23 protein-coding genes are annotated in these 25,428 nt (G+C 65.1%); 14 read left to right on the top strand and 9 right to left on the bottom strand.

The features are described 5' to 3' along the window. Positions 1-2 precede the first annotated feature (2 nt). The 5 genes from QRN59_RS06450 to QRN59_RS06430 are packed head-to-tail and all read right to left on the bottom strand — an operon-like array spanning position 3 to position 3,220. The gene (locus QRN59_RS06450) at positions 3-218 is read right to left on the bottom strand and encodes a ferredoxin (RefSeq protein WP_284981675.1); all 216 of its coding nucleotides are present in this window, start codon (positions 216-218) and stop codon (positions 3-5) included. Further along, complete coding sequence (locus QRN59_RS06445) at positions 215-1,438, bottom strand: NADH-ubiquinone oxidoreductase-F iron-sulfur binding region domain-containing protein (protein WP_284981674.1); 1,224 nt, start codon at positions 1,436-1,438, stop codon at positions 215-217. Before QRN59_RS06445 ends, QRN59_RS06450 begins: the two co-directional genes overlap by 4 nt. Then, entirely contained in the window at positions 1,435-2,004 is a 570-nt protein-coding gene (locus QRN59_RS06440; RefSeq protein WP_284981673.1) for a ferric reductase-like transmembrane domain-containing protein, read from the bottom strand. Before QRN59_RS06440 ends, QRN59_RS06445 begins: the two co-directional genes overlap by 4 nt. Further along, complete coding sequence (locus tag QRN59_RS06435; RefSeq protein WP_284981672.1) at positions 2,001-2,936, bottom strand: FAD:protein FMN transferase; 936 nt, start codon at positions 2,934-2,936, stop codon at positions 2,001-2,003. The genes QRN59_RS06440 and QRN59_RS06435 overlap by 4 nt, the downstream gene beginning before the upstream one ends. Then, positions 2,936-3,220, bottom strand: coding sequence for a hypothetical protein (locus QRN59_RS06430; protein ID WP_284981671.1), 285 nt, complete (start codon positions 3,218-3,220; stop codon positions 2,936-2,938). Before QRN59_RS06430 ends, QRN59_RS06435 begins: the two co-directional genes overlap by 1 nt. Before the next feature lie 190 nt (positions 3,221-3,410). On the opposite strand from QRN59_RS06430, the gene QRN59_RS06425 reads away from it, so the two are divergent. The 3 genes from QRN59_RS06425 to QRN59_RS06415 are packed head-to-tail and all read left to right on the top strand — an operon-like array spanning position 3,411 to position 6,518. Beyond that, complete coding sequence (locus tag QRN59_RS06425; RefSeq protein WP_284981670.1) at positions 3,411-4,394, top strand: ABC transporter ATP-binding protein; 984 nt, start codon at positions 3,411-3,413, stop codon at positions 4,392-4,394. Position 4,395: 1 nt separating this feature from the next. Next, positions 4,396-6,018, top strand: coding sequence for an ABC transporter permease (locus QRN59_RS06420; RefSeq protein WP_284981669.1), 1,623 nt, complete (start codon positions 4,396-4,398; stop codon positions 6,016-6,018). Next, on the top strand, positions 6,015-6,518 hold the full coding sequence (locus QRN59_RS06415) for a GbsR/MarR family transcriptional regulator (RefSeq protein WP_284981668.1): 504 nt from the start codon (positions 6,015-6,017) through the stop codon (positions 6,516-6,518). Before QRN59_RS06420 ends, QRN59_RS06415 begins: the two co-directional genes overlap by 4 nt. Here QRN59_RS06415 and QRN59_RS06410 read toward each other — a convergent pair. Beyond that, positions 6,509-6,994 carry a DUF805 domain-containing protein gene (locus QRN59_RS06410; RefSeq protein ID WP_502871032.1) on the bottom strand — a complete coding sequence of 162 codons (486 nt, stop codon included), beginning with the start codon at positions 6,992-6,994 and terminating at the stop codon, positions 6,509-6,511. The genes QRN59_RS06415 and QRN59_RS06410 overlap by 10 nt on opposite strands. Positions 6,995-7,259: 265 nt before the next feature. Between QRN59_RS06410 and QRN59_RS06405 the strand changes: the two genes are divergently transcribed. Continuing rightward, on the top strand, positions 7,260-8,120 hold the full coding sequence (locus QRN59_RS06405) for a universal stress protein (RefSeq protein WP_284981667.1): 861 nt from the start codon (positions 7,260-7,262) through the stop codon (positions 8,118-8,120). A 205-nt stretch (positions 8,121-8,325) separates the two neighbouring features. On the opposite strand, the gene QRN59_RS06400 is transcribed toward QRN59_RS06405, so the two are convergent. Beyond that, entirely contained in the window at positions 8,326-9,150 is an 825-nt protein-coding gene (locus tag QRN59_RS06400) for an oxidoreductase (RefSeq protein ID WP_284981666.1), read from the bottom strand. A gap of 187 nt (positions 9,151-9,337) precedes the next feature. Here QRN59_RS06400 and QRN59_RS06395 point away from each other — a divergent pair, with 187 nt between their 5' ends. The 5 genes from QRN59_RS06395 to QRN59_RS06375 all read left to right on the top strand — a co-directional run bounded on the left by QRN59_RS06395 (position 9,338) and on the right by QRN59_RS06375 (position 14,343). Beyond that, on the top strand, positions 9,338-10,330 hold the full coding sequence (locus QRN59_RS06395) for a helix-turn-helix transcriptional regulator (RefSeq protein WP_502871031.1): 993 nt from the start codon (positions 9,338-9,340) through the stop codon (positions 10,328-10,330). Continuing rightward, on the top strand, positions 10,327-11,223 hold the full coding sequence (locus QRN59_RS06390; RefSeq protein WP_284981665.1) for an SDR family oxidoreductase: 897 nt from the start codon (positions 10,327-10,329) through the stop codon (positions 11,221-11,223). Before QRN59_RS06395 ends, QRN59_RS06390 begins: the two co-directional genes overlap by 4 nt. Before the next feature lie 105 nt (positions 11,224-11,328). Beyond that, positions 11,329-12,093, top strand: a complete 765-nt coding sequence (locus tag QRN59_RS06385; RefSeq protein WP_284981664.1) for an SDR family NAD(P)-dependent oxidoreductase — start codon at positions 11,329-11,331, stop codon at positions 12,091-12,093. A gap of 25 nt (positions 12,094-12,118) precedes the next feature. Next, a complete protein-coding gene (locus QRN59_RS06380; protein ID WP_284981663.1) occupies positions 12,119-13,318 on the top strand; it encodes an MFS transporter in 1,200 nt (399 codons plus the stop codon). A gap of 47 nt (positions 13,319-13,365) precedes the next feature. Continuing rightward, a complete protein-coding gene (locus tag QRN59_RS06375) occupies positions 13,366-14,343 on the top strand; it encodes an aldo/keto reductase (RefSeq protein ID WP_284981662.1) in 978 nt (325 codons plus the stop codon). A 159-nt stretch (positions 14,344-14,502) separates the two neighbouring features. Here the strand turns inward: QRN59_RS06375 and QRN59_RS06370 are convergent, their stop codons facing one another. Further along, the gene (locus QRN59_RS06370; protein ID WP_284981661.1) at positions 14,503-15,498 is read right to left on the bottom strand and encodes a LacI family DNA-binding transcriptional regulator; all 996 of its coding nucleotides are present in this window, start codon (positions 15,496-15,498) and stop codon (positions 14,503-14,505) included. Positions 15,499-15,624: 126 nt separating this feature from the next. Here QRN59_RS06370 and QRN59_RS06365 point away from each other — a divergent pair, with 126 nt between their 5' ends. Genes QRN59_RS06365 through QRN59_RS06345 form a run of 5 tightly spaced genes read left to right on the top strand, consistent with a single transcriptional unit; the run spans position 15,625 to position 24,183 of the window. Further along, positions 15,625-16,971, top strand: coding sequence for an MFS transporter (locus QRN59_RS06365; protein ID WP_284981660.1), 1,347 nt, complete (start codon positions 15,625-15,627; stop codon positions 16,969-16,971). A gap of 21 nt (positions 16,972-16,992) precedes the next feature. Next, complete coding sequence (locus QRN59_RS06360; protein WP_284981659.1) at positions 16,993-19,509, top strand: glycoside hydrolase family 78 protein; 2,517 nt, start codon at positions 16,993-16,995, stop codon at positions 19,507-19,509. Further along, entirely contained in the window at positions 19,506-21,788 is a 2,283-nt protein-coding gene (locus QRN59_RS06355) for a glycoside hydrolase family 3 C-terminal domain-containing protein (RefSeq protein WP_284981658.1), read from the top strand. The genes QRN59_RS06360 and QRN59_RS06355 overlap by 4 nt, the downstream gene beginning before the upstream one ends. After that, positions 21,785-23,239: an NAD-dependent epimerase/dehydratase family protein gene (locus QRN59_RS06350; RefSeq protein WP_284981657.1), complete on the top strand. Its 1,455-nt coding sequence runs from the start codon at positions 21,785-21,787 to the stop codon at positions 23,237-23,239. Before QRN59_RS06355 ends, QRN59_RS06350 begins: the two co-directional genes overlap by 4 nt. A gap of 44 nt (positions 23,240-23,283) precedes the next feature. After that, positions 23,284-24,183, top strand: coding sequence for an alpha/beta hydrolase (locus QRN59_RS06345; RefSeq protein WP_284981656.1), 900 nt, complete (start codon positions 23,284-23,286; stop codon positions 24,181-24,183). 358 nt (positions 24,184-24,541) lie between these two features. On the opposite strand, the gene QRN59_RS06340 is transcribed toward QRN59_RS06345, so the two are convergent. Then, positions 24,542-25,342, bottom strand: a complete 801-nt coding sequence (locus QRN59_RS06340) for a FadR/GntR family transcriptional regulator (RefSeq protein ID WP_284981655.1) — start codon at positions 25,340-25,342, stop codon at positions 24,542-24,544. Positions 25,343-25,428 lie beyond the last annotated feature (86 nt).

Here is a 25,428-nt window from a genome sequence, read left to right as displayed (position 1 = left end):
CGTCATTTGTGCAGTCTAAGCGCCTGCGTAGGGCAAAGCGCTGCCGCGTCCTGTGCGGCGTATTCGAGGTTCTGAGGGATCGCGATCTCGGACCCACCACGGCCCACCGGGTAGCCCCAATCATCGCGAGTGAGCAGCTCTGGAAGCAGTTCGACACAAAGACCCCGGCCGTCGCAACGGGTCCAGTCGATGTGCATTGTCACCTTTCGCTCGGTCATCGCAGCACCTCGCATCGCCCTCGCAGGTGTGCGTCGACGTCGGAGGCAAAAGCCGCCAGGGCGCTGAGGGCAAGCCGGGCTGTCCCGTCCGGATGGGCGCAGCTACCCCGGCCGGTTACCAACGCGGCGAGCCGGCTGATCTCCTGTGGAAGTTTCCCGTTGGTGTCTCCGTAAGCCAGACGCGCAAACACGCTCGCGATGGCAGGTAGGCCATTGATGCAGGGACCACACTGGCGCGCTGACTGGCCCGCCAGGTAGGCCAGAATGTCCGCAGTAGCTGCGAGGCCACAGGACCCGGACCCCAGCGTCATAATGATTCCAGCACCGGTCCGGGCACCCACCGGGGCCAACCCTTCCTTTGAGAACCGTGCATCGAGCTGGTCCACGGCGAGCCACGTGCCGTGGTATCCACCCACGAGGGCTGCCCGGACAGAATGCAGATCGACGCCGGTACTCACGAGGATCTCCGTCAGGCGCACACCGGTCGGGATCTCGTAGACCCTTGGTCCGGCCGTGTTCCCGGACAGGGTGATGAGCCTGGACCCTGGCGAGGAACCGGTTCCAACGCTGCGGAACCAGGCAGGACCGAAGCGGGAGATCAGTGCCAGGTGAGCCAGTGTCTCCACGTTGTGCACCAGCGTCGGCCGCCCATTCAGGCCGCTGTTGGTCAACCGCTTTGTTCGGTCCCCCGGAACAGCCAAGCTGCCGGAAATAGCGCTGACCACTGCCGTTGCTTCTCCCGAGATAAACGTATCGGGCGCTTCGTGCAGGCGTATGCGCACCTCCCCGCGCTCCTTGAGGGCGCGGGCGACGGGAGCTAGCTGCTCCGCGCCGGCAAACAAGTGCAGCTCCTTGGCGCCAAGGCTCCGGCCGGCGATCAGGATGCCGTCGATCACCAAATGGGGGGCGTTGTGCAGCAGGGCGGCGTCCTTCTGGCTCAGCGGTTCACCTTCTGCACCATTGGCGACGACGACCGGCCGCCGTCCATCCGCGGGGACCGACGCCAACTTTTGCCAGGCCGCAAATCCAGCCCCGCCGCGACCATCGAGCCCGGACTGCAACAGTTCGTCAATCAGCCGCGCCCGGTCCATTGCCGGGAGCGGACCAAAGGCTGCCTGGTGGCTGCCGAAATCAGCTGAACCCGCGGCGAACAATCGCGTTGTACCGGCTGGACCGGCAACATGGTCCCGGATGCTGACGGTGCTCTGATCCGTTGTCAACGGGTTTCCTGGCGGCGCACGTTCCGATATTCGACAAAGTCCTCGTGCAGCCTCCACGCTATGGCTCCTCCAACTGCCATCACGCAGAACACCGCAAGGACGAGGAACCAGGGCTCACGACCGTTGGTGCCATTTCCTATGGCATGAAGCACCGACACGGGCCACATCGCGTAGACCAGCCAGTGCACGGCTTTGAACATCCTGGGACCGATCCTGTTGCGCAGCAAAGCGGTGATGGTCACGACAACAAGGAGATCGAAGGCTATCGTCCCAAGTCCGAGCCAGAAGGGCTTGAATGCGCCCAGGAAGGGAATGAAGAAATCGACCAGCCTCAGTTGGGCAAACGGATCAAGGAATAAGGACACAACATGGACCACGACAAACAGGAGCGAAAAGAGTGAGACATTGCGGTGCACCAGCGTGACGGCAAAACGCGGCATCCCGAAGACAGCCCGCCCGGACCGGCCGCCAATTCCCAGCAGGACGGAAAGGGTCAGGAGCACGATGGCCACCACACCGGACCCACGGCCTACCGCCCAAAGAGCCTGATCGAATACCGAGTTCATGATGGACTCGTCATCTCATCCGGAGGCCAGCTACCGAAAGCGGATACTCTGCCTGCACTGTCAACCAGGCGGGCAGGCACACCTAGTTCCCTCAACCACGACGGCGCCCGGCGCCCACGCACCACGCATGCCGTAGAGATAGTATTGGCCTCCACGCAGCTCTTCGCCGCCACCGTGACCGTCCGCCAGACGGCTTCCGCCGGCAATCCGGTGTGCGGGTCGATGATGTGTTGGACTTGCCGGCCGGAATGGTTCCACCGGCGTTTCTGCGTGCTCGACGTCGCCAACGCGTAGCCGGAGCTCAGACGGACGCACCCGGAAGGATCGCCCGGCAAATCCTGGACCAGCACCACCCACCCCTCCGGGGGCGCCTTCCCCGCTGTGGCAATGTCGCCCCCAAGACTCACCATCGAACCGCATCCAAGTGTTGACGAAATCCGGTGCGCGGCCCAGTCGGCCGCCAAAGCTTTGCCGATTGCACCAAAGTCGAGCAAGAGGCTTTTGGGCACTTTCAAGGTGTTTCCGGCGAGTCCTATCCGGGTCCACGCCTCGGCCACTGTTGTCACACCAATCGATCCTTGTGCCTCCGGCCCCGGGCTGTGGGGCACATCGAGAAGAGCGAAATCGCGGTCATACCCGAGGCCAAGCAGCACGCTCCCCAGCGTCGGGTCCACATCCCCGTCGGTCATTTCCGCAGCAGCCAGTGCGCTGCGGACAATGGCCGCGAGCACATCGCTGATCTCCCGGCCGCCGGCTAGTTGACTCCTGAGGATCATGACCTCCGAATCATCGCGGAAACGGCTGCACGCCATCTCAACATCGTGGCATACGGCTTTGCTTAGACTGACGGCTTGGTCGAGCATCGATGGTTCGGTGACGATGACGCCTGCCTCGGTGCTCCATAGCTCCCAGCGTCGCGCCGCCGTTACCATCAGGATCCTGACGTTTGGCCCTGCGGGGCCGTTGATCCCGGCCCGAGGGGTTGCACCGGCGACGTGGATGAGTAGTGGTGGCGCGAGCCATAGTTCGGAGAAGTCGACTGCCCCGTATTGCCGGGAGACGTGTTTCCGGACGACGTGTCACCGGAAGAGGCATTGCCCGCCGCGGCTGGAGCCGAGACTGCCACTCCCACTACCACGGCGCCCGCCGCGCTCGCGGCCCCCACCCACGATGTCACTTGACGGGCGATCCTGTGGCCGCTTTCCCTGGAGTTCATGGCAGCCTCCTTTGCTGGTGCTTGACCGACGTCTCTGGGTTAATTTTAGGACTGCCAGAGTTGGCCCCGGCTAAGCGTTTCCTGTATAGAAGCTGTGTAGAAATACGGAACGCATGAGCACGAACCGCGCTGGTACACAAGGGCCTTTCGGTCATTCAAAAATTTGTGAAAACTACGTATGTTTGTCGTCATGGACACTGTCATCCAGACTGTCGACTTGCACAAGAACTTCGGGCGGGTTAAGGCGCTCGACGGCCTCGACCTTGAGGTCCACGAGGGTGAGATCCACGGCTTCCTCGGGCCAAACGGCGCAGGGAAGACCACCACGCTGCGTATCCTTCTCGGTCTAGCCCGCGCGTCGTCGGGCAGCGCGACGGTCCTAGGCATGCATCCGTGGGCGGACGCCGTCGAACTCCACCGCCGCGTCGCGAGCATCCCGGGCGACGTGAGCCTCTGGCCCAATCTCTCGGGCGGCGAGGCTATCGACTTGCTCTCCCGCCTCCGCGACGGCGGTGTAGACCAAGCCACCTACAAGGAGCGCAAGCATCACCTCTGCGAACTCTTCGACTTCGACCCGAGCAAGAAGGGCCGCGCCTACTCAAAGGGAAACCGCCAGAAGGTGGCGCTCATCTCCGCCCTCGTCATGGACGCCGAGCTGTATCTCCTTGACGAGCCCACCAGCGGCCTTGACCCGCTCATGGAGGCCGTCTTCACGCGCGAGATAAGGCGGATCGCGCACGAGAACGGCGTCACAGTACTGCTCTCGAGCCATATCCTCTCCGAAGTCGAACAGCTCGCCGACCGCGTGAGCATCATCCGCGCCGGCCGGATCGTTGACGGCGGCACGCTCGACGCACTGCGCCACCTCACCCGCACGGAAATCTCGTTCGCCCAGGACAGTGTGGACACCCACGCGCTGGACACGCTGTCGCAGGTCCACGACCTCACCGTGGCCGACGGGCGCGTCAAGTTCGGCGCCGATTCCGATCGCGTCCACGAGGTCCTGCCACTTCTGGGCAGCCTCAGGGTCAAAGGCCTGCTCGTCGCGCCGCCGTCGCTCGAAGAGCTCTTCCTGCGCCACTACGGCGACACAGTCACCCCGCCTGCCCGTCAGGAAGAGGACGACGGCGGCACCCACCATCGGCGCCACCGCGCCGCTCCGGCGGGAGCCTGAGATGGGCGCGCTGTGGATCCTTTACCGGCAGCGGTTGCGCCGGGACCGCTGGCAGGTGACTGTTTGGGTCCTCTCGATCGGAATGCTCGCGTTGTTCGCCGTCGCGGCCATAGCGAAGACCTTCGGCGACGACGCGACGCGCGCCCAGGTGCTGCAGCTCGCGACTGCGGCGCCTGCGATCCTCTTGCTGCGCGGCCTCCCCCGCGGTCCGGGACTCGATTCGTTCACCTTCTTCGAGATCTTCGCGTTCCTGGGCGTCCTTGCCGGACTCATGAACACGTTCTTGGCCGTCCGCCACACCCGGGCGGAAGAGGAGTCGGGCCGGGGCGAGATGATCGCAGCGACGGCCGCCGGGCGCTGGGCTCCGCTCGGGGCGACAGTGCTTCACGGCGCCGTGGTCAACATACTCGTATCCATCGCGACAGCGCTCGGCTTCATGGCCGGAGGGCTTGACCCGGCCGGCTCGCTCGTAGCTGGCTTCGCGACGGGTGCGGTGGGCTTCGCCTTCCTCGGCGTGGGCCTGTTGGCCTCCGAGTTCTTCAGCACCTCGCGCGGGGCCAACGGCATCTCCTCGGCGCTCGTGATGGTCGGGTACCTGCTGCGCGGCTTCGGGGACGCGACCGGACAGGTCGGTCCTGATGGGACGACCATGACGGCCGCATGGCCGAGCTGGATCTCCCCCATCGGCTGGGGCCAGCAGACTTTCGCCTACACGGGCAACCGGTGGTGGCCGCTGCTCCTGCCACTCGCGCTCGGGGTCGCGTGCACCGCCATCGTCGTTGCTATCATGGCGCGCCGGGACGTCGGCGCGAGCGTGTTCGCCGGACGATCCGGACGCGCCGACGCCAGGCCCTGGCTGCGCGGGAGCTTCTCGCTCGCGCTGCGCCTCCAGCAGGGCGCAATCATCGGCTGGTGCATCGGTGGCCTCGCGACGGGACTCCTCACGGGCTCTCTCGGGTCCGCGATACAGTCCTCGATCACCTCCAACCCCCAAATCACGGCCGTGCTCCGCGGCATGATCGAGGCACAGGGCACATCAATGACCCAGCTCCTCGTGGCGGCGCTGTTCGAAGTAGCCGGAATCCTTGCCGCAGCGTGCGGTCTCCAGGCCGTCCTCCGCCTCCGTCAGGAGGAGGTGGCCGGAACCGCCGAGCCCGTCGTGGCCGAGTCGGTGAGCCGGATGCGCTGGCTCGGGAGCTTCATCGGCCTCGGCGCCGTCTCGGTCGTGCTCGTTATGGCGTTCACGGCTCTCGGAGCGTGGCTCTCCCTCGTCGCGTCCGGAGACACCTCAAGCGCCGTCGGCGACGTGTGGCAGACCGCCGTCGACCAGCTCCCCGCCGCACTCATATACCTCGCCCTGCCCGCCGCAGTGTTCGTCGTCTGGCCCCGTGCCACGATCCCTGCAGGGTGGGCGCTCCTGGGCATCGGCGTCGTCCTCGGAATCTACGGCGGCATGCTCGGCCTTGACCAGAAGCTCCGGGACCTCTCGCCGTTCACCCACACCCCGGTCACCACAAGCACCGGGACCGACTGGAGTGGCGGCTTCTGGATGCTCTCCATCGCCGCGGTCCTCACGGCGCTCGCGCTTGCGGCGGTGCGCCGTCGGGAGGTGGGAACAGCATGACAGACCCGGGCACCGCCCGGATGCCCGACGCCGCCGAGACGTCGGCGGCCGTGCTCACGGCCGCCGGCTTCCCCAAGATGCCTGCCCGCGCGCTCATGGCCCTTGTGGTCTCCGACGACGGCTGGCTGACCGCGGCCGAGCTCTCCGAGAGGCTCGGCGCAAGCGCCGCAGCCGTCTCCGGCGCCGTGCGGTACCTGCAGACCGTCGGCTTCGTGCACCGGGTCTCGCAACCGGGCAGCCGACGCGACCGCTACGCCCTCCCCGACAACGCGTGGTATGTCGCCTCCCTACGCCAGAACCCCGTGTACAAGCGCCTCGCAGACCTCGCCGACTCCACTGCTTCAAGCCTCCCGGAGGGGTCAGCGGCGAGGACCAGGGTGAACGAGATGGGCGCCTTCTACCGGTTCCTCATGACCCGGCTGCCGGGACTCCTTGATGAGTGGGAACACACGCGAGCCGAAGTCCAGCCTCCTCTGAGATTGCCTGAGCCTCAAGCCTGAGGCGGATACGGCTGCGGCGGGTTCGGCGGATAAGGCGGCGGATATGCCTGTACCAGTCGGTCGAAGCGCTGACCCCCGGGATTGGCCGGCAGGAGCACAAACACGAGCAGCGCGATCCATCCGAGCACCGGGATCAAGGCGAGCAACAAGAAGAGCGCACTGAGATTCGCATCGTGCAGGCGCCGTGCAGCCAAGGCGAGCGAAGGCACGATCGTTGCCAGGAACCACAGGCCCCCAAGAGCCGTCGAGGTGCTCGTGTTGCCGCTCCCTGTCGCACCGGCCGCATTGATGACCCCTGACACGATGGCTGAGGCGAGGAACCACCACCAATACTCACTGCGGCTCGCCCGCCCTTGGAAAGTTGCGTACTTCTTCCAGAATCGTTTGACGGCCTCGATCGGCGGGGCGCCATAGTAAGGCAGATCAAGCGGAACTCCACCTCGGGGAAGATTCTGAGGCTGATAGCTGGACATCATTCAAGCCCTTCCATGCAGACTATTCGACACCGGCATGCTAGACCCAGTCAGCCTGTCAGAACAGGGCACAAAGCCCTGCATCGGACTAGTGCCGACTACCTAGGATCCGCGAGTCGGTCTGTGTTCCATCCCTGGTGACTTTAGGCGCTTGCAAGAGCTTCGCCGGCGGGACTTCCGGCCCTGCCGGGCGTGGCCAAACGAGCAGACAATGGAGCGCACAGCATCCCGAAAGAGGGAGCCACATTTCATGGAGGCGGACAGAGTCATGAAGAAACCAATCGTTGTCGGCGTCGTCGACACCAAGGCGAGCCGGGCCGCGTTGGCTTGGGCCATGGACCGGGCGGCACGGCGGAAACTCCCGGTGCTGCTCGTTCACGCGGTCGACAGTCGATGGCTCGATGAATCTGTCGGTTCCAGCGAGGTCATCAGGGCCGCAGCAAACGAGCTGTTGGGCAAGACCGCAGCGCATGCTGGCGAATTGGAACCGTCGGTCCAGGTAAAAACTTTGCTGTTCGCCGGGAGCCCCGGGCAGGCGCTCAGGAAGCAGTCCAAAGGAGCCTCGATGGTTGTCATCGGAACCGGGCACAACTGGCCTGGGGGACCGGTAGCTGACAGGGCATTGCAGATCGCTGCCGTCGCACTGTGCCCGGTGGCAGTAGTCGGGGAACAGGACATGACGGAGCGCCGGGGCATCGTGGTCGGAGCTGACGGTTCCGAAGAATCAACGCAGGCAGTTTCCTTTGCGGCCGCCGAAGCTGACAGGGACGGCCAGGAGCTGACTGTGGTTCACGCAGTCCCGGCGCCGCCTCTCATTCAGCGGGCCATGCCGGCGGCCGACGTTGCTGAGACCATCTTGGAGGAAGAACGAATCGTCCTGGCCGAGACCGTCGCCGGTCTGGCTGAAAACTACCCCGACCTGGTTGTCCATCAGGTTCTGGTGTCCAACAACGAACCGGCGGAAGCACTTACGCATGCCGCCGCCAACGCCACGTTGCTGGTGTTGGGAAGCCGTGGAAAGGGCAGCTTCAAACGCCTCCTCATGGGATCGACCGCCCACACGGTACTCAGATCCCTGCCCTGCCCAACCGTCATTACCCGTGTGCGGCGGGCGAAACTTACGAGCTAAGGAAGCTAGCCCAGCCACCACAAATTTTGCCGAGCGGGGTCAACGGACCAGCCAGACAGTTCGGGCTTCGATCCTTCTGGCCCGGTAGGGCCCGAGGTGCCGAGTTGCGCCTACTGCGTGGATGCTCCTGCTCGTGCTGGGCGAAAGGGCGCGTTCGACGGGCACCGGAAGTGCCCGTCCGAGGCTTACCCCGTTTCTAAGGTTCTCAGGCGTCGAAGTCGGTGCCGCGGCTGAATGCCTCCCACTTGGACGTCGAGTCGAGCCGGGCCTGCACGATCTTCTGGTAAGCCTCGAACGCGTCGCTGCCCAGCAGGAGGAAAGCCGGGGTGTCCTCGGCCTCGACAGCATGGATGATCGCCCGCGCGGCCTTGGCCGGATCGCCCTTGGCGGGAGTGTTCACGACGGTTTCGATGCGCCGAGTCCCGGCAGTCGCGGCGTAGTCGGCGATGACCGTCGTCGATTGCGTGAGGGACCGGCCCGCGAAGTCAGTCGCAAAGCCACCCGGTTCGACGACCGTCGCGGAGATGCCCAGTGGCTCCAACTCACCCCGGAGCGAGCCGGTCATACCCTCGATGGCGGCCTTGACGGCCGAGTAATAGCCGGAACCGACCGGCGTGTACGTCGCCGCGATTGAGGAGAAATTCACGATCGCCCCGCTGCGGCGCGCACGCATGCCGGGCAGCACCGCCTTGATCATGGCGACTGGTCCGAAGAAGTGGGTGTCGAACAGCAGACGGATGTCCGCCTCATCGCCCTCCTCGACGGCGGCGCGATAGCCATAGCCGGCATTGTTGATCAGGACGTCGACGCCGCCGAACGTCTTCTCGGCCTCTGCGACTGCTGCCGTCACCTGCGCCGGGTCCGTGACATCAAGCGCCACAGCCAGAACCCGATCGTTGCCCTCCGCGAGGTCCACGACCTTTTCACGGTCACGCGCCGTCGCTACGACGTTATGTCCAGCCGCGATAACAGCCTCCGCCAGAGCGCGGCCAATACCCGTCGAGCATCCCGTAATGAGCCAAGTAGTCATTGTCATGTCCTTTCCGAGGAGTCCGATATCAGTAAATACCTCACCCAAGGAAGCCGGGAGGTACTGACTGAACCCCCCTACGTCCCCGAGCCGGCACGACGCCGAGTAAAGTCCGGAAATCCAGGCGCGTTTGGGGGTGTCTGATGGACACTGCCACCGGCGGCCGGGGCTGCGTAGCGTGGTGGGTGTGGACAGAAGCGACGAAATCCGTGAGTTCCTGATCTCGCGTCGGGCGAAGCTCAGCCCGGAACAGGCCGGCATCCCCACATACGGGGACCTCCGCCGAGTGCCGGGGCTGCGCCGTGAGGAAGTGGCGCATCTCGCCGGGGTGAGCGCGGATTACTACACCCGCCTGGAACGCGGCAGTATCCGCGGCGTCTCTGACGGTGTGCTCGAGGCCGTGGCTGCTGCCCTTCAGTTGGACGAGGCCGAGCGGGCGCACCTGATGGATCTGGCGCGAGCGGCCAACGCCCCGTCGCCCCGGTTGCCGCGCCGGCCACCACAGCAGCGGGTCCGTCCCGGGGTGCTGCGTCTGCCGGACGGGATGACCGGAGCGGTCGCCATCGTCCAGAACGGACGTTCGGACGTGCTGGCCGCGAACCTGCTGGGTCGGGCGCTGTATGGGCCTGTATTCAATTCAGCCGCACAGTCCAGCTCCGCCGCGTCGTCGGGTTCGGACACTTGGAGCCGGACGCCGAACCAGGCGCGCTACATCTTCCTCGATCCGGGCGCGGGTGACTTCTACCCTGACTGGCGTGCGGTCGCGGCGACTACCGTCGCGATGCTGCGCCTGGAAGCGGGGCGGAACCCCGATGACCGGGCGCTGAATGAGCTGGTCGGGGAACTGACCACCCGCAGCGGGCTGTTCTCCGCGTTATGGGCCGGGCACGACGTGCGGATCCACACCGCCGGGACCAAACGCTTCCACCACCCTGTCGCCGGGGACTTGTCCCTGCAGTTCGAGACGCTGGACCTTCCCGGCGATCAGGGGCAGACGCTGTTCACCTTTACCGCGGAACCCGGCTCCGCATCCGGAAACGCGCTGGCGTTCCTCGCCAGCTGGGCGGCAACGCCTCCCGAAACAACCACCGCCGGCCACCCCGCCGGTGGAACCACCACCCCCGGCCTGCGCTCCCCCGCGCAGCCAGGAACACCCAACCCAGGAAAGACAGAACCATGACCGAACAGAAAACCAGCCCAGAACAGGCCAACACAGAACAGCAGGAAGACATGAACGGGAAAAAAGTCTGGTTCATCACCGGAGCGGGCCGGGGCATGGGGACAGACATCGCGAAGGCGGCCCTTGCCGCCGGCCACGCGGTCGTCGCCACCGGCCGCGACCTGGAAAGAGTTGCCCGGGCCGTCGGCGAGAACGAGGACCTGCTGGCCGTGAAGCTGGACGTCACCGACCCCGCCGCGGCGGAAGCGGCCGTGCAGGCCGCCGTCGCCCGCTTCGGCCGGATCGACGTGCTCGTGAACAACGCCGGCAACTTCTACGCCGGATTCTTCGAAGAAATCACCCCGGAAGACTTCCGGGCACAGATCGAAACCACCATGTTCGGGCCCATGAACGTCACCCGCGCGGCCCTGCCGGTCCTGCGCGCCCAGCGCTCGGGCCTGGTCGTCACGATCTCCTCGACCGCCGGCATCGCCGGCGGGGAGTTCCTGAGCGCCTACGCCGCGTCCAAGTTCGGCGTCGAGGGCTGGGCCGAGTCCCTGGCCCCCGAAATCGCTCCGTTCGGGATCCACACCATGCTCGTCGAGCCGGGGTTCTTCCGCACGGAGCTGCTCACCCCGGAATCGACGAGCTACGCCGAATCCACCATCGCCGACTACGCCGAACGCACCGCACAGACGGTCACGGCGTGGAAGGGCATGAACGGGCTGCAGGGCGGGGACCCGGCGAAGCTCGCCGACGCCCTCATCCAACTCGCCCAACTGGAGCAACCACCGCTGCGCTTCGCCGCCGGCGCGGACGCCGTCGGGCTCTTCGACTCCCGCGCCAAGGCGCTCCAGGACCAAGCCGACGCCCACCGCGAACTCTCCAGCAAGCTCGCCCACGACGACGCCTAACACCAACAAACAAGCCCCGCCCGAATCACTCTCGCTACAGATCCGCTGAGCGCCAATGGCTAGCGGCTGCCCAAAACCGGCCCCACTATTTGGAGGAAACACCCCATGACAGCAAAACTGACCGGAACCGTTGCCCTCATCACCGGGGCCAGCAGCGGCATCGGCGCAGCGACCGCACGGGAACTCGCCGCGCTCGGCGCGTCCGTCGCGATCGTTGCCCGACGCCGGGACCGCCTCGAAACCCTCGCCGCCGACATCGAGAACGACGGCGGCACCGCACTCGTCATCGGAGCCGACATCACCGACCGCGCCCAGGCCCAGGCCGCCGTCGAGAAGACCATCGAACGGTTCGGACAACTGGACATCCTGGTCAACAACGCAGGCCTGATGCTCCTGGGCCCGGTCCTCGGGGCAGACCCCGAAGACTGGGACCGCATGATCTCCGTCAACGTCCAGGGCCTGCTGCACACCACCCACGCCGCCCTGCCTCACCTGCTCAAAGCAGCCGAAAACAGCCCGCGGCAGGTCGCCGACATCGTGAACATCAGCTCGATCGCCGGCCGCGTGGCCTGGGGCGGCTACGGCGTCTACAACCTGACCAAGTTCGGCGTCAACGGCTTCACCGAATCCCTCCGCCAGGAAGTCACCCGGCGGCACGTCCGCGTCGGTGTCCTGGAACCGGGCGGCGTCGACACCGAGCTGGCCTCGCACAACACCCCCGAGATCCAGGGCGGAATGACAACCCCCTTCTACGAACAGACCGAAGTCCTCGCCCCTGCGGACATCGCCGACGGCGTCGCCTACATGGTCACCCGCCCCCGCCACGCCTCCATCGCCGAGCTCTGGATCATGCCCACCGACCAAGCCTGACCCCCGCAATCGATTGGATCCTCCCATGGTGACGACCACAGCCACCCCGCCTACGGGCACCCGTTCGTCCCTGCTGCCCCTCGTCGTGCTCAGCCTGTGCGGCTTCACCAGCGTGACCACGGAGCTGTTGCCCTCGGGGCTTTTGACCCGCATCGCCGCGGACCTTGGCACCGGCATCGCCGGGGCCGGGTCCCTGACCTCGGTGTACGCAGCCGCGATCGTCCTGACCGTCCTGCCCCTGACCCGGTTCACGCTCCGCGTCCCGCGCCGGGTGCTGTTCGCGGCGATCCTGTCCGTCTTCGCGGCTGCCAACGTCCTCGTCGCCCTCAGCCCGACCCTTCCGATCGCGATCACCGGGCGTGTCCTGGCAGGGGTTGCGCACGGGCTGCTGTGGGCCACCATGGCCCCCATGGTCGGGAGGATCACCAGCCCGGCACGGGCGCCGCGGGCGATGGCGATCGTCTTTGCCGGCACCAGCCTGGGGCTGGCGGCCGGCACGCCGCTGGGAACCCTGCTCGGCCAGGCACTGGGCTGGCGGGTAGCGTTCCTGATCCTCGGCGGCGTGAGCGCCGTGCTGGCGGTGTTCGCCTTCCTCACGATCCCCAAGGTCAGCCCGGACACCAAACGGCCGCTCTCCCTCGCCCGGGCCGCCCGCCTGCCCGGAGTCGGACTGATTATCGGCGGTTGGGCCGTCATGCTGCTGGCCCACTTCGCCGTCCTGACCTACATCGCCCCGTTCCTGGAACACGCAGGCCTGGGCGACATGGTCGGGGCCGGGCTCGCCATCCTGGGAATTGCCGGGTTGGCAGGAGTCGCCCTGGCCGGACGCGTGCCCCGGCGTGCCCTGTTCGCAGGTCTGCTGGCCGCCCCGACGCTGATCGTCGCAGGCCTCCTGGGCCTGGGGGTGCTGCCCGTGAACCTGACGGCCGCCGTCGTGCTCCTCAGCGTCTGGGGAGCCGGATACGCCGCTGCCGCAGTCTTCGACCAGCAGGTCGTCCTCGTCGTAGGCCACGAGGCCCCCGACACCGTCACGAGCCTCTCGGTCGTCGCCATCCAGCTCGGCATCGCCCTGGGCGCAGCCCTGGGCGGGCTCACCGTCGAGGCCCTTGGCGTGGCCTGGATCCCGGTCACCGGAGCCACCTTCGCCGCCGTGTCAGTGGCCCTGCGCATGCGCCTGCGCCGCTACCTGCCCCGCCACCACACCCCGACAACCCACCGGATCTGAACATCAGGGTGCGAGGCACCGAATCAACCACAGAGGAGAAAAGCACCATGGAATACACACGTCTGGGCTCATCAGGCCTGAAAGTCAGCCGCATCTCCATGGGAACCATGGGCTACGGAGACGGCTCCCGGGAGATATGGGCAATCGACTACGACGCTGCCGCACCCTTCTTCCGGCAGGCCCTCGACCTGGGCATCACCTTCTGGGACACCGCCAACATCTACAGCTTCGGCGGTTCCGAGAAAATCGTCGGCCGCGCGATCAAGGAACTCACCCGCCGTGACGACATCGTCCTGGCCACGAAAGTCCACCAGCACATGCACGAAGGCTCCGGCGGATCCGGGCTCTCCCGCAAGGCCGTCATGGAACAGGCCGACGCCTCCCTCACCCGTCTCGGCACCGACTACATCGACCTCTACCAGATCCACCGCTACGACCCCGAAACCCCGGTCGAAGAAACCATGGAAGCACTCCACGACGTCGTCAAGGCCGGCAAAGCCCGCTACCTGGGCGCATCCAGCATGTTCGCCTGGCAGTTCGCCAAGATGCAGCACGCCGCCGAAGCCCACGGCTTCACGAAATTCGTCTCCATGCAGAACCAATACAGCCCCATCATGCGCGAAGAAGAACGGGAGATGTTCCCCCTGCTCGCGGACCAAGGCGTCGGCAGCAACCCCTGGAGCCCGCTCGCCGGCGGCTTCGTCGCCCGCCCCTGGGGTGAGAAGAACACCGACCGGGCAAAGACCAACGCGGACGTGGACTTCAACGGAAACCCGCTCTGGCTCGACAGCGACCGGGACATCGTCGACGCGATCGAACGCATCGCACAGGCCCGCGGAGTGTCCAAGGCGCAGATCGTCCTGGCCTGGGTGCTCAAGAACCCCGTGGTGAACGCCCCCATCGTCGGGACCACCAAGGAACACCACCTGGCCGACGCCACCGCGGCCCTCGATCTGGACCTCACCGACGACGAAATCACCGCTATCGAAAAGCCCTACGCACGCCGCGAACCCACCTGGTTCTGAATCCACCATCCGTAGCCGGCGCCGCGCCCCGCCGCCCGGCCTTCATCAACTACTTGCGGGAAGGATGGGACGGCCGTGTCGCCCCCGATATCGTTTTGACTTCCGCAGAGTGATCCGTCGCCGTCACGGTCCACGGGCATCTTCGTGCGCGCAGGTTGCCTATCGGGCAATTGCCGATTCTCTGCAGACGAGCGATGCGGCAACGGTGGGGGGATCAGGCAGCGGATGACCCTCCGCGAGGTGCATCGCGAGGCCCGCCATATAGAGAGCCAACCGTTCCATATCCAACGCGATGCTGGTGATCGAGGGCATGTAGCGTGCTGCAAGAGGTGAATTGTCATGTCCCACGACGGAGAGGTCCTCGGGGACCCTGATTCCGCTCCGAACCGCACCGGCGATGACGTCTGCGGCGGTTTCGTCGTTGTATGAGATCACGGCGGTGACTCCGGCCTCTTGCCACGCGGCGGCAGCGGCACGTCCCGAGTCATCCTGATACTGGACCTCCCGAACGATAGGTGGGCGGCCGCCGGCTTCGGCGCAGACTTCGTTCACGAGTTGGAGCCTGGCTTTGATGAATTCCTTGAGCCTGGGGTCTGACGGATGGGCGTAGCCCAGTCGCCGGTGACCCAGACCCAAAAGGTACTCGGTCTGAAGCCGGGGCCCGGATGCGAAATCGGTCGATACCTGGTCTGCCGAAGTGCCCGGCATGGGAATGATGTTGCGGATGCCCAGGGATTTCATATCAGTGATTTGTTCGAGCGAGAAGGGCTCATAACCAATGACCACGGCTGGCTCCAGGATGGCCCAGAGGGGTGTGGCAGCGCTGTCGGGCTGAGGCGTGAAAGTGATCAGGGCATAGCCGTGTGCTGCCAGAGCGTGAGTCAGCACCTCAAGGTTTGTCCGGAGGCTGTGCTCCAGGGGCCAGTCAGGTAGAACCAGAAGGACAATCTTGTTGCGTCCGCTACGGAGAGCTCGCGCGGCCTGGTGCGGCTTGTAGTTCAGCTGCTGGGCTGCCGCCAGGACCCGCGCCCGTGTCCCTTCTGAGATTGTTTGGCCCTTGGTCCGGTTCAGGACGAAACCCACGGTGGCCGGTGACACCCCGGCTTCACGGGCCACATCCGCCGCCGTGGTGCGCCGCCCCATCGTTGTCGTCACTCGCCACTCCTTGAATCGTTACAAATAGTTCTTGCCAGCCCCACTATGCCTTGCTAGCATCTTACCCACGAACTAGTACGTACTAGTGATTTTCCCCACGTATTCTTTTCCGACAATGGAGTCCCCATGATTTCTCCCGAGATGCCGCCCGTGACCGCTTCGTCCGGATCCCCCGTGACGGGAGCAATCGGTACGGAAGAAGAACTACTGGCCGTTGCTCCTCCCCGGGACGATGCTGATCTGCCGAAGGTCTCTTCCAAGTACATCTGGCTGATGGTCCTGGCCCAGCTGGGTGTCTTCATCGCCTTTATCACCCCGATCGCTATCTCCCTTGCGGTCAAGGTCAGTCAGATTTCTCCGGGCCAGGAGCAGAACCTGGGCTACATCCTCGGCGCCGGCTCGCTCGTCGTCATGCTCACCGGGCCAATGCTGGGCACGCTCAGCGACCGGACGCGCACCAGCCTCGGCCGGCGCCGGCCCTTCATCATCGCCGGCACCGGCCTCGGAGTGGTCTCCTTGTTCGTCATGGCCACGTCGGAGAGCATTCCGGTGCTTGCTTTGGGTTGGGTCCTGGCCCAGCTGGGCTGGGGCCAAGCGCTGGCGGGCCTGAACTCCTCCCAGGCCGACCGTCTGCCGGAGTCCCAGCGCGGCAAGGTCTCGGGGCTTGTCGGCTTTGCAAACCAGATCGGGCCTGTCGTCGGCGTCGTATCCGCCGGCTCGTTGATGGGGAACAGCCTGCTGCTTTTCCTGGTCCCGGGCAGCGTGGGCGTCCTCTTCTGTCTGCTTTTTGTCCTCTTCGCCCATGAAGAGTCGAGCAAGGCACTGGTTTTCGAGGACCGTTTGAGCATGAGGCTTATTGCTTCCAAATACCTCTACAACCCCAGGAAGCACAAGGACTTCAGCTGGAACTGGCTCGCGCGGTTCCTGTTCTACTTCGGCCTCACCCTGAACACCACGTTCACCGCGTTCTTCATGGCTTCCCGGCTCGGAGTGTCCTTGCAGGCAATCGCCGGAGTCATCGCCACCATCGGAGGCATCGGCATCCTGGCCACCACGCTCGGCGCGATCGGGGGCGGATTCCTCTCTGACAAGATCCGCCGGAGGAAGCCCATCGTGCTCGCTGCCGCCATCACCTTCGCGGCCGGAATCGTCGTCATGGCTTTCGCGCACGACCTTCCCGTCATCATCGCTGGTTCGGTCCTGACATCGATTGGCATCGGAGGGTTCTCCGCCGTGGACCAGGCGCTGCTGCTGGACGTGCTGCCGGAGAAGAAGACCAATGCCGGTCGATTCCTCGGAATCACAGGCTTCGCCACCTCCATCCCGCAGGCTGCAGCACCACTGATCGCGCCCCTGTTCCTCACCATCGGCGCCACCGCAACTGAGAAGAATTACACCCTGCTCTACCTGCTTGCAGCGGGCATCACGCTCCTTGGAGGGTTCACTGTCCTTCGCATCAAATCCGTCCGCTAAGACCATCTTCGAAAGACTCCCATGACTGCATCCCTCCCCTGGACCGCAAGGTTCATCGCGCCCCTTCCCCATTCCGACGCGACAGACAGGCCTGAGCGGGCGCCCTTGTTCCGCCGCGACTTCAGCGCCTCCGACGTGCAGAAAGCGGTCCTTCACGTAACTGCCCCCGGCTTCGTCGAGGCCTACCTGAACGGGCGCCGCGTAGGCGATGAGGTCCTGGCACCGGGCTGGACCAGCTACCGGCACCGGCTCAACTACAGCACTTACGACGTCACGGAGTTGCTCAACGACGGCGCCAACACCCTCGGTGCCATGGTCGGCGAAGGCTGGGCCCGTGGACGGCTTGGCTGGGAGGGGGCAGGGCCCACGAAGAACATCTTCGCCGACCGGCCCGGACTCTTCATGCAGCTCGAACTCGACTACGCCGACCACAGCGAAACCGTGGTCACCGACACTGATTTCCGGACGGCCCCCGGGCCGGTCCTCTCCGACAGCATCTACGACGGCGAGCAGTACGACGCCCGCCGGGAACAGCCAGGCTGGTCAACCCCGGGGTTCGATGACTCCGCCTGGGCCGGGGTCGAGGTCATCGACTGGGACCTGGGGACATTGGAGGCCCCTACAAAAGAACCGGTGCGGTGTATCGAGGAAATCACCGTCCAGCGGTTGATCACCACGCGGTCCGGCAAAACCGTGGCCGATTTCGGCCAGAACCTGGTCGGCTGGGTCCGGCTCAACGTGGAAGGCGATGCGGGCACGACCGTGACGCTCCGCCACGCCGAGGTTTTGGAGGACGGCGAGCTCGGCACCCGCCCGCTGCGCACGGCGAAAGCAACCGACACCTACACCCTGCGAGGTGGCGGTCTGGAGACCTGGGAACCGCGTTTTACATTCCACGGGTTCCGCTATGTCGAAATCGACGGTTACCCGGGACAGCTGACAGCGGACCGACTGACCGCCGTCGTCATCCACACCGACATGACCCGCACGGGCTGGTTCGAATCCTCCAATCCGCTTCTCAACCAGCTGCACAGCAACACTCTCTGGTCGATGAAAGGAAACTTCGTCAGCCTTCCCACGGACTGCCCGCAACGAGACGAACGGCTCGGATGGACAGGGGACATCAACATCTTCGGCCCCACGGCCGCCTATCTTTACGACGTCCGTGGCATCCTCGGATCCTGGCTGCGGGACCTCGCCCTGGAACAGAGCGAGAAGGGGTATGTGCCCATGGTGGTTCCGGACTTCCAGACCCACGCGGCCCCGATGACCACCGCTGTCTGGTCGGACGCCGCTGTCCTGCTGCCCTGGACCCTCTACCAGGCCTACGGTGAGGAGCGGATCCTCGCCGACGCCTACAACTCCATGAAGGACTTCACCGCCCAGGTCGAGGGGCTGCTGAACCCCGACGGCCTCTGGGACACCGGGTTCCAGTTCGGTGACTGGCTGGATCCGGATGCCCCTCCGGAAAATCCTGGCAAAGGCAAGACCGAACCACATCTGGTCGCCGCCGCCTATTTCTGCCGCGTCACCGACGTCATGGCCCAAACAGCCGGTATCCTCGGGCACCGGGAGGACCAGAGCCGGTTCTCGAAGCTGGCAGAGCGGGTGAAGCAGGCGTTCCTGGACGAATATGTGGCACCGTCCGGCCGGCTCGTCAACGGCACTGCCACCGCCTACTCGCTGGCCATCACCTTCGACATCCTCAGCGAGGCCCAGACGGAACGGGCTGGGGAGATGCTCGCTGGGCTGGTCGGCGAGGCGAAGTACACGATCTCCACCGGGTTCGTCGGCACCCCGGTGCTCTGCGACGCACTGGCCCGGACTGGACACCTGGAGGACGCCTATAGGCTCCTGCTCCAGACAGAGTGCCCTTCATTCCTGTACCCGGTGACCATGGATGCCACCACTATCTGGGAGCGGTGGGATTCCATGAGGCCGGATGGCACCGTCAATCCCGGCGGCATGACTTCCTTCAATCACTACGCCCTCGGCGCCGTAGCCGATTGGATGCACCGCACCGTCGCCGGCCTCGCACCGGCGGAACCCGGCTACAAACGGATCCGCTTCGCTCCCAAACCTGGTGGAGACCTCACCAGCGCCGCCGCACGCCACCTCACCCCCTACGGTGAAGCAGCCATCTCCTGGCAGATCGACGACGGGACCGTTGTCATGGACGTGACGGTCCCTGAAGGCACCCGCGCGGAGGTCGTCCTTCCACTGCACCCGGAGGACCTCGTCACCGAAGTCGGACCCGGAACCCACCACTGGAACTACCAGGTACCCAAGGGTTTCAACGAACGGCCCGCCTACAGCCTGGACACCACCTTCGGCGTCCTCGCCCGAGACCCCGACACCTGGCAAGCCTTCGCCGAGACCTTCGCAAGCTACTTCCCAGGCATCCCGCTGGACGCCAACAGCCCCGAAGCGAAGAACCTCAGCATCAAGGACATGCTCGGCATGATCCCCATGCGACCCGAAGGATTCGCCGAAGCCATCGAAAAAGTCCTGACCGCAGCGAACGAGGTAAGCGCATGAACCCCCTGACCACCGACACCGTCGAAGCCGCGGCCGGGCAGTCCGTCCAGAACCTGAGCATCCAGGAGAAGGCATCCCTGCTCTCCGGCCGCGACTTCTGGTCTACCGCCCCAGTGCCAGGCGTCCCCTCGATCGTGATGGTGGACGGGCCGCACGGCGTCCGCCGCCAGGAAGGAACAGCAGACAACCTCGGGTTCCACGCCAGCCTGCCCTCCACCTGCTTCCCGCCCGGGACCGCTTTGGGTTCCAGCTGGGACCCGGAACTCGTCGAAGAGGTCGGCCGCGCCCTTGGACGCGAAGCACGGGCGTTGTCCGTCAACGTCCTCCTCGGTCCCGCGATCAACATCAAGCGTTCCCCGCTGTGCGGTCGGAATTTCGAATACCTCTCAGAAGACCCGTTGGTCACCGGCATCCTCGGCGCAGCGTATGTCCGCGGGGTGCAGACCCAAGGCGTAGGCACCTCGGTGAAGCACTTCGCGGCCAACAACCAGGAAACGGACCGGATGCGGGTCAGCTCCGATGTTGACGAGCGGACCCTTCGGGAAATCTACTTCCCGGCCTTCGAACGGGTGGTCCGCGACAGTGACCCGGCCACCGTGATGTGCTCCTACAACCGCATCAACGGCACCTACGCCTCGGAAAACCGGTGGCTCCTCACCGACATCCTGCGCACCGAATGGGGATTCGACGGCGCCGTCGTGTCGGACTGGGGAGCAGTCAGCAACCGCGCCGCCGCCCTTGAAGCCGGCCTTGACCTGGAGATGCCCGGCACCGACGGCGCCACCGTCACTGAGGTGATCTCCGCCGTCGAGGACGGTACCCTCGACGCCCGGCTCGTTGACGCCAGCGCCGCACGGATCGCTGCCCTGCAGCGCCGGACAGCCCTCGACGACGGCCCGGCAGTGTTCGACGCCGGCGAACACCACGCACTCGCGCGCCGCGCCGCCGCCGCGTCGATCGTGCTGCTGCGCAACGAGAACAACACTCTGCCGCTCCGGCACGGCATAACCGTGGCGGTCCTCGGAGAGTTCGCCGAACAGCCCCGCTACCAGGGTGGCGGCAGCTCGCACGTCAACGCCACGCATGTCGACGTGCCGCTTGAGGAACTACGGCGTGCGTTGGGCGAAGACCGGGTCCTCTATGCACCAGGCTTTGGCTCCTCACGTGAGGCATCGAGCTCGGCCTTGCTGCGCGCGGAGGCCGTCGACTTGGCCCGCCACGCCGACGTCAGCATCGTCTTCGTCGGACTGGAAGAGAAAGAGGAATCGGAAGGATTCGACCGGGCCCATCTTGACCTTCCCGAGGACCACGTCGCACTCATTCACGCTGTCGCGGAAGTCAGCAACCGCACCGTCGTCGTCCTGTCCAACGGCGGCGTCGTGACCCTGGAACCGTGGCACGACGACGTCGACGCGATCGTCGAAGGGTGGGCCCTCGGCCAGGCAGGCGGCGGGGCCATCGCCGACATCCTCACCGGCCGCACCAACCCCTCGGGCCGGCTCGCCGAGTCGATACCGTTCCGACTCAACGACACCGCCTCCTTCATCAACTTCCCCGGCGAGGCCGGACACGTCCGCTACGGAGAAGGAGTCCTCGTCGGCTACCGGTACCACGAAACCGTGAACGTGCCCGCGAGGTATGCGTTCGGTCACGGACTCAGCTACACCACATTCAGCTACTCCGACCTCACCGCTTTGACCGTGGGCGATGACGAAGCCAGCGTGCAAGTCACTGTCACCAACACCGGGGAACACGCCGGGGCGGACGTCATCCAGATCTACGTCGGTGCCCCCGAAAGGCCGGTCCGGACCCCTGTGCGTGAACTGCGCGCGTTCCGCAAAGTCACCCTCGAGCCCGGTGAATCCCGGACATTGACCCTGGATCTGGACCGCCGGGCCTTCGCCTATTACGACGTCACAGACCACCGCTGGGCCGTCACCCCGGGCCGGTACTCCATTGAACTGGGCCGGTCCTCCCACGACATCGCCGCCCGGACCACTATCAGCATTCACGGCGACGCCGGCCGCCCGTCGCCTCTGAGCCTGACGTCCACCGTCGAGGAATGGTTCACCCACCCCATCGTCGGGCCGCTGCTCATCGAGGGCATCACCGCCTCCCTGACAGAGGAACAGCGGCACGCCGCAGAGGGAATGCAGGACGGGCTCAAGATGGCCTACTCCATGCCGATGAACCAGTTCGCGAAATTCCCCGGCGTGAGCATCCCCCTCGAATCCCTCCACCAGCTGATCGAAGCTAGCAAGGAACCCTCATTCCAGTGAAACCAACACAGAAACAGAAGAAACGGATCTTCCTCACCGGTGCCACCGGAAACTGGGGGCAATACATACTGCGGGAATTCGCCCAACGCGCCGATCGCTTCGACATCCTCGCCCTGGTCCTGCCAACCGAAAAAGACACCGGAATCATCCGCCGGTTCCAAGCCATGGACAACCTCAGCGTCGTCCACGGGGACATCACGGACTACCCCACCGTCCTGTCCTGCGTCACCGGAGCCGACTACGTCCTGCACACCGGGGCTGTCGTGTCACCGTTTGCCGACGACCACCCCGAGCTCACCCACGCAGTGAACGTCGGCGGAGCCCGGAACGTCATCAAGGCCGTAAAAGAACAGCCGGACCCGGACACCGTCCGCCTGGTGACAATCGGCACCGTCGCCCAAAGCGGGGACCGCAACCCACCCCATCACTGGGGCCGCGTCGGAGACCCACTACGCGTCTCGCACTACGACGAATACGGCCAAAGCAAGGTCATCGCCGAACGCGAACTGATCGACTCCGGACTCAAGAACTGGGTTTCGCTGCGCCAGACCGGCATCTTCCACCCCGGAATCCTCGAAACCCGCGATCCGATCATGACTCACTCCACCTTCAGCGGAGTCATGGAATGGGTGTCCGTGGAAGACGCCTCCCGCCTGCTGGCCAACATCTGCGAAGACGGCGTCCCCGGCCACTTCTGGGGCGGCGTCTACAACATCGGCGGCGGGGACGGCTGGCGGCTCACCAACTGGGAGCTGCAGACCCGGATGACGGCCGCCATGGGCGTCAAAGACGTGCGTAAGTGGTACGACCGGAACTGGTTTGCCACCACCAACTTCCACGGCATGTGGTATTCAGATTCGGACGTACTCGAGAATCTCGTTCCCTTCCGGGAAGACTCATTCCCGGAAGCCCTTGGCCGCGCAATAGCCACAGGACCCGCAAGCGTCCGCCTCGCGGGCAAGATCCCCGCCCCGGTCATCAAGCACCTCGTGATGAAACCATTGACACGGAAGCCCCGCGGAACCATGGCATGGATCGCCACCAACGACCACGCCAAGATCAGCGCGTACTTCGGCTCACGCGAGCAATGGGAAAGCATCGGCGACTGGTCCACATTCATCCCACCCCAGCCCGACAAGGAACCCCGGCGTTTGGACCACGGCTACGACGAATCCAAGGACCCCTCCGACTGGTCAACGGCAGACATGACAGGCGTGGCGGAGTTCCGGGGCGGCAAACTAATCTCCCACACCATGGCAAGCGGCGACATCGCAACGCCACTGACCTGGCAATGCGATTCAGGCCATACCTTCCGCGGCAGCCCCCGGCTGATCCTCACAGCCGGCCACTGGTGCCCTAAATGCGTCAAGAACCCGGACGACTACGCCAGGCAGGCAGCATCCAACCGATTCCTAGCCCAACTTGAACCCGCAACGCCCGTCCACGATTGAGATACGACCGGCCAACACGCCGCGCATAGAAGGGACACACACCCGTGCCACCACGCACCGGATCCGCAGGGACTGCACGAGCGGAGCGGATCCTCGAAACGGTCACCGACACAGCCTTCCCGGGTCCCCACGGACCCGTGCCGGCACGTCTTTACGGTTCACCGGACACCGCCACCCCGACGCTCGTATGGCTCCATGGCGGTGCGTTCTCCCACGGGGACCTGAACATGCCCGAGGCCCACGACGTGGGCCTCGGGCTGGCGGCCAGAGGGATCCACGTCATCTCAGTGGACTACCGCCGCGTGCCTCCATGGAGCCCATTTCGCAAAACCCGCCCCGGGAAGCTACCCGGTATCCGGTTCCCGGTACCCCTCGAGGACGTCACGGCCGCCTTCACCGCGGTGGCAAAATCGTTGTCCGATGGCGGTGTGGAAACCACGCGGATTGCACTCGGCGGTGCCAGCGCCGGAGCATGTCTGGCAGCTGGTGCAACCCTTGACCTCGGCACAAGGCAAAACGGGCCGTCCTCGCTGGTCCTCGCCTACCCAACCCTCCACGCGCAACTGCCGCCACTGCAGCAAGAGGTAAAAAGGAAACTCCGGGGACCCCGGGGGCTCTGGCAATTCACCCCGGCAACGGTAGAACGCATGAACCGAAACTACGCCGGATCCCTTCAAAACATGAACGACCCGCGCGCGTTCCCGGGCGGAGCGGACCTTTCGCAATTCCCGGACACCCTGATCCTCAACGCCGAATACGACACACTACGTGCGTCCGGTGACGCGTTCGCATCAGAACTGGCAGCACACCACGTGTCCGTCGAGAACGAATACCAACCAGGAACCCGGCACGGATTCCTGAACCGGCCAGCGACACCTGCAATGACCACCGGCCTTGACCGCATCGCTTCATGGCTCCAGACACGGGCCCGGTCCCGCATGTAGCCCCGAACCCGCACGTGTATTGACGGCATGTACGTCGAAGACTCAGGCGCGGACCGCCATAGGCACTTCACAAAGCAGACGTAAGTGTGGACACTGTCTACGCCCCGTTTGGCAGGATAAGCGGACAGGCACAACTCCCCCTTACGACCAGGAGCAGCTTTCCAACGAACGTCCGCACCAAGTTCGGTTTCATCATGTCGTACCCCGCATCTTGAACCATGAACTGGTGTCGGCCAGACACGACCAACCAGACACAACCCGAACGAGGAACCGAACTACCCAACCCAGGGCAGGCGGAGGCCCAGCCAGCCAGGACCCAACGCCGGAAAACACTGGGAGCTCTCGAAAGTCCGGGCGGTTATTCGGCGCGGGGCCTTGAGGCCGCCAGTCGGCTCGAGTCGGGCAGTGTTGCCACGAAAATATCCGTCGCGCTGACGTCCGCCAGAGCCTTGCGCCGGGTGTCGTCGAGGTATCCGACGTGGCTTTGGAATGCCGCGCGGGCGGCTTCCGGGTCTTGGTCCGCTATGGCCTGGTAGATGACCGTGTGTTGCGCCCAGACGGCTTCGCGGTCCAGCAGATCGACGAAGACGGTGTTGGTGGCCGGCCGCATGAGATGGACGGACATCATGGCGAGTTCGAGAATCTGGTTCTTTGCGGCCCTGGTGATCGCCGTGTGGAACTCGATGTCCAGCTGGAGCCATTCCGCAAGATCGAGGTCGGGGTTCGAAGCGAGGTGTATGGGCTGGTAGATCGCCTCGAGGTCCTCTTCGGTGCGCCGGCGTGCGGCCAGATCGACGCACTGCATTTCCAGCACCCAGCGGGCCTCATCCACGTCGTGCAGGGAGACGTTGCCCGCCCGGTACCACAATCGGATGGCGTCACTGAGCTGTTCGGCGACGGTCTCGGCATCGGGCACGGCGACATAGGTCCCTCCTCTGCTTCCGCGGGATGAAACCACGAGTCCTGTTGCCGCCAGGATCTTCAGTGCTTCCCGGGCGGTTGCGCGTGCCACATCGAATGATTCCGCCAGCTCAACCTCGGAAGGCAGCCGCTCCCCCGGCAGCCATTGGCCGACGCTAATCGCCCTTCGCAGTTGGCGGGCAATTTGCCCGGACGCGTCCTTGCGGCCGAGCTGAACCGGCACGAATTCTTCTGGCATCGCTAAACGCACCCTGCCTTCACATCGGTGGAAACCCCTTTACAAGAAAAGGATACTCCTTGCATAATGTCCAAAGTTAGACATTC

The sequence above is a fragment of the Arthrobacter sp. efr-133-TYG-118 genome (genome assembly GCF_030209755.1).
Taxonomy (GTDB): domain Bacteria; phylum Actinomycetota; class Actinomycetes; order Actinomycetales; family Micrococcaceae; genus Arthrobacter.
Note: the sequence above shows the minus strand (reverse complement) of the source record. Positions and strands in the feature narration are given on the sequence as shown.

What these genes read in the sequence shown, in the direction of transcription:
- QRN59_RS06450 (WP_284981675.1), bottom strand. Translation starts at nt 218, where the DNA reads ATGACCGAGCGAAAGGTGACAATGCACATCGACTGGACCCGTTGCGAC.
- QRN59_RS06440 (WP_284981673.1), bottom strand. Translation starts at nt 2,004, where the DNA reads ATGAACTCGGTATTCGATCAGGCTCTTTGGGCGGTAGGCCGTGGGTCC.
- QRN59_RS06435 (WP_284981672.1), bottom strand. Translation starts at nt 2,936, where the DNA reads ATGGTAACGGCGGCGCGACGCTGGGAGCTATGGAGCACCGAGGCAGGC.
- QRN59_RS06430 (WP_284981671.1), bottom strand. Translation starts at nt 3,220, where the DNA reads ATGAACTCCAGGGAAAGCGGCCACAGGATCGCCCGTCAAGTGACATCG.
- QRN59_RS06425 (WP_284981670.1), top strand. Translation starts at nt 3,411, where the DNA reads ATGGACACTGTCATCCAGACTGTCGACTTGCACAAGAACTTCGGGCGG.
- QRN59_RS06420 (WP_284981669.1), top strand. Translation starts at nt 4,396, where the DNA reads ATGGGCGCGCTGTGGATCCTTTACCGGCAGCGGTTGCGCCGGGACCGC.
- QRN59_RS06415 (WP_284981668.1), top strand. Translation starts at nt 6,015, where the DNA reads ATGACAGACCCGGGCACCGCCCGGATGCCCGACGCCGCCGAGACGTCG.
- QRN59_RS06410 (WP_502871032.1), bottom strand. Translation starts at nt 6,994, where the DNA reads ATGATGTCCAGCTATCAGCCTCAGAATCTTCCCCGAGGTGGAGTTCCG.
- QRN59_RS06405 (WP_284981667.1), top strand. Translation starts at nt 7,260, where the DNA reads ATGAAGAAACCAATCGTTGTCGGCGTCGTCGACACCAAGGCGAGCCGG.
- QRN59_RS06400 (WP_284981666.1), bottom strand. Translation starts at nt 9,150, where the DNA reads ATGACTACTTGGCTCATTACGGGATGCTCGACGGGTATTGGCCGCGCT.
- QRN59_RS06390 (WP_284981665.1), top strand. Translation starts at nt 10,327, where the DNA reads ATGACCGAACAGAAAACCAGCCCAGAACAGGCCAACACAGAACAGCAG.
- QRN59_RS06385 (WP_284981664.1), top strand. Translation starts at nt 11,329, where the DNA reads ATGACAGCAAAACTGACCGGAACCGTTGCCCTCATCACCGGGGCCAGC.
- QRN59_RS06380 (WP_284981663.1), top strand. Translation starts at nt 12,119, where the DNA reads ATGGTGACGACCACAGCCACCCCGCCTACGGGCACCCGTTCGTCCCTG.
- QRN59_RS06375 (WP_284981662.1), top strand. Translation starts at nt 13,366, where the DNA reads ATGGAATACACACGTCTGGGCTCATCAGGCCTGAAAGTCAGCCGCATC.
- QRN59_RS06365 (WP_284981660.1), top strand. Translation starts at nt 15,625, where the DNA reads ATGATTTCTCCCGAGATGCCGCCCGTGACCGCTTCGTCCGGATCCCCC.
- QRN59_RS06360 (WP_284981659.1), top strand. Translation starts at nt 16,993, where the DNA reads ATGACTGCATCCCTCCCCTGGACCGCAAGGTTCATCGCGCCCCTTCCC.
- QRN59_RS06355 (WP_284981658.1), top strand. Translation starts at nt 19,506, where the DNA reads ATGAACCCCCTGACCACCGACACCGTCGAAGCCGCGGCCGGGCAGTCC.
- QRN59_RS06340 (WP_284981655.1), bottom strand. Translation starts at nt 25,342, where the DNA reads ATGCCAGAAGAATTCGTGCCGGTTCAGCTCGGCCGCAAGGACGCGTCC.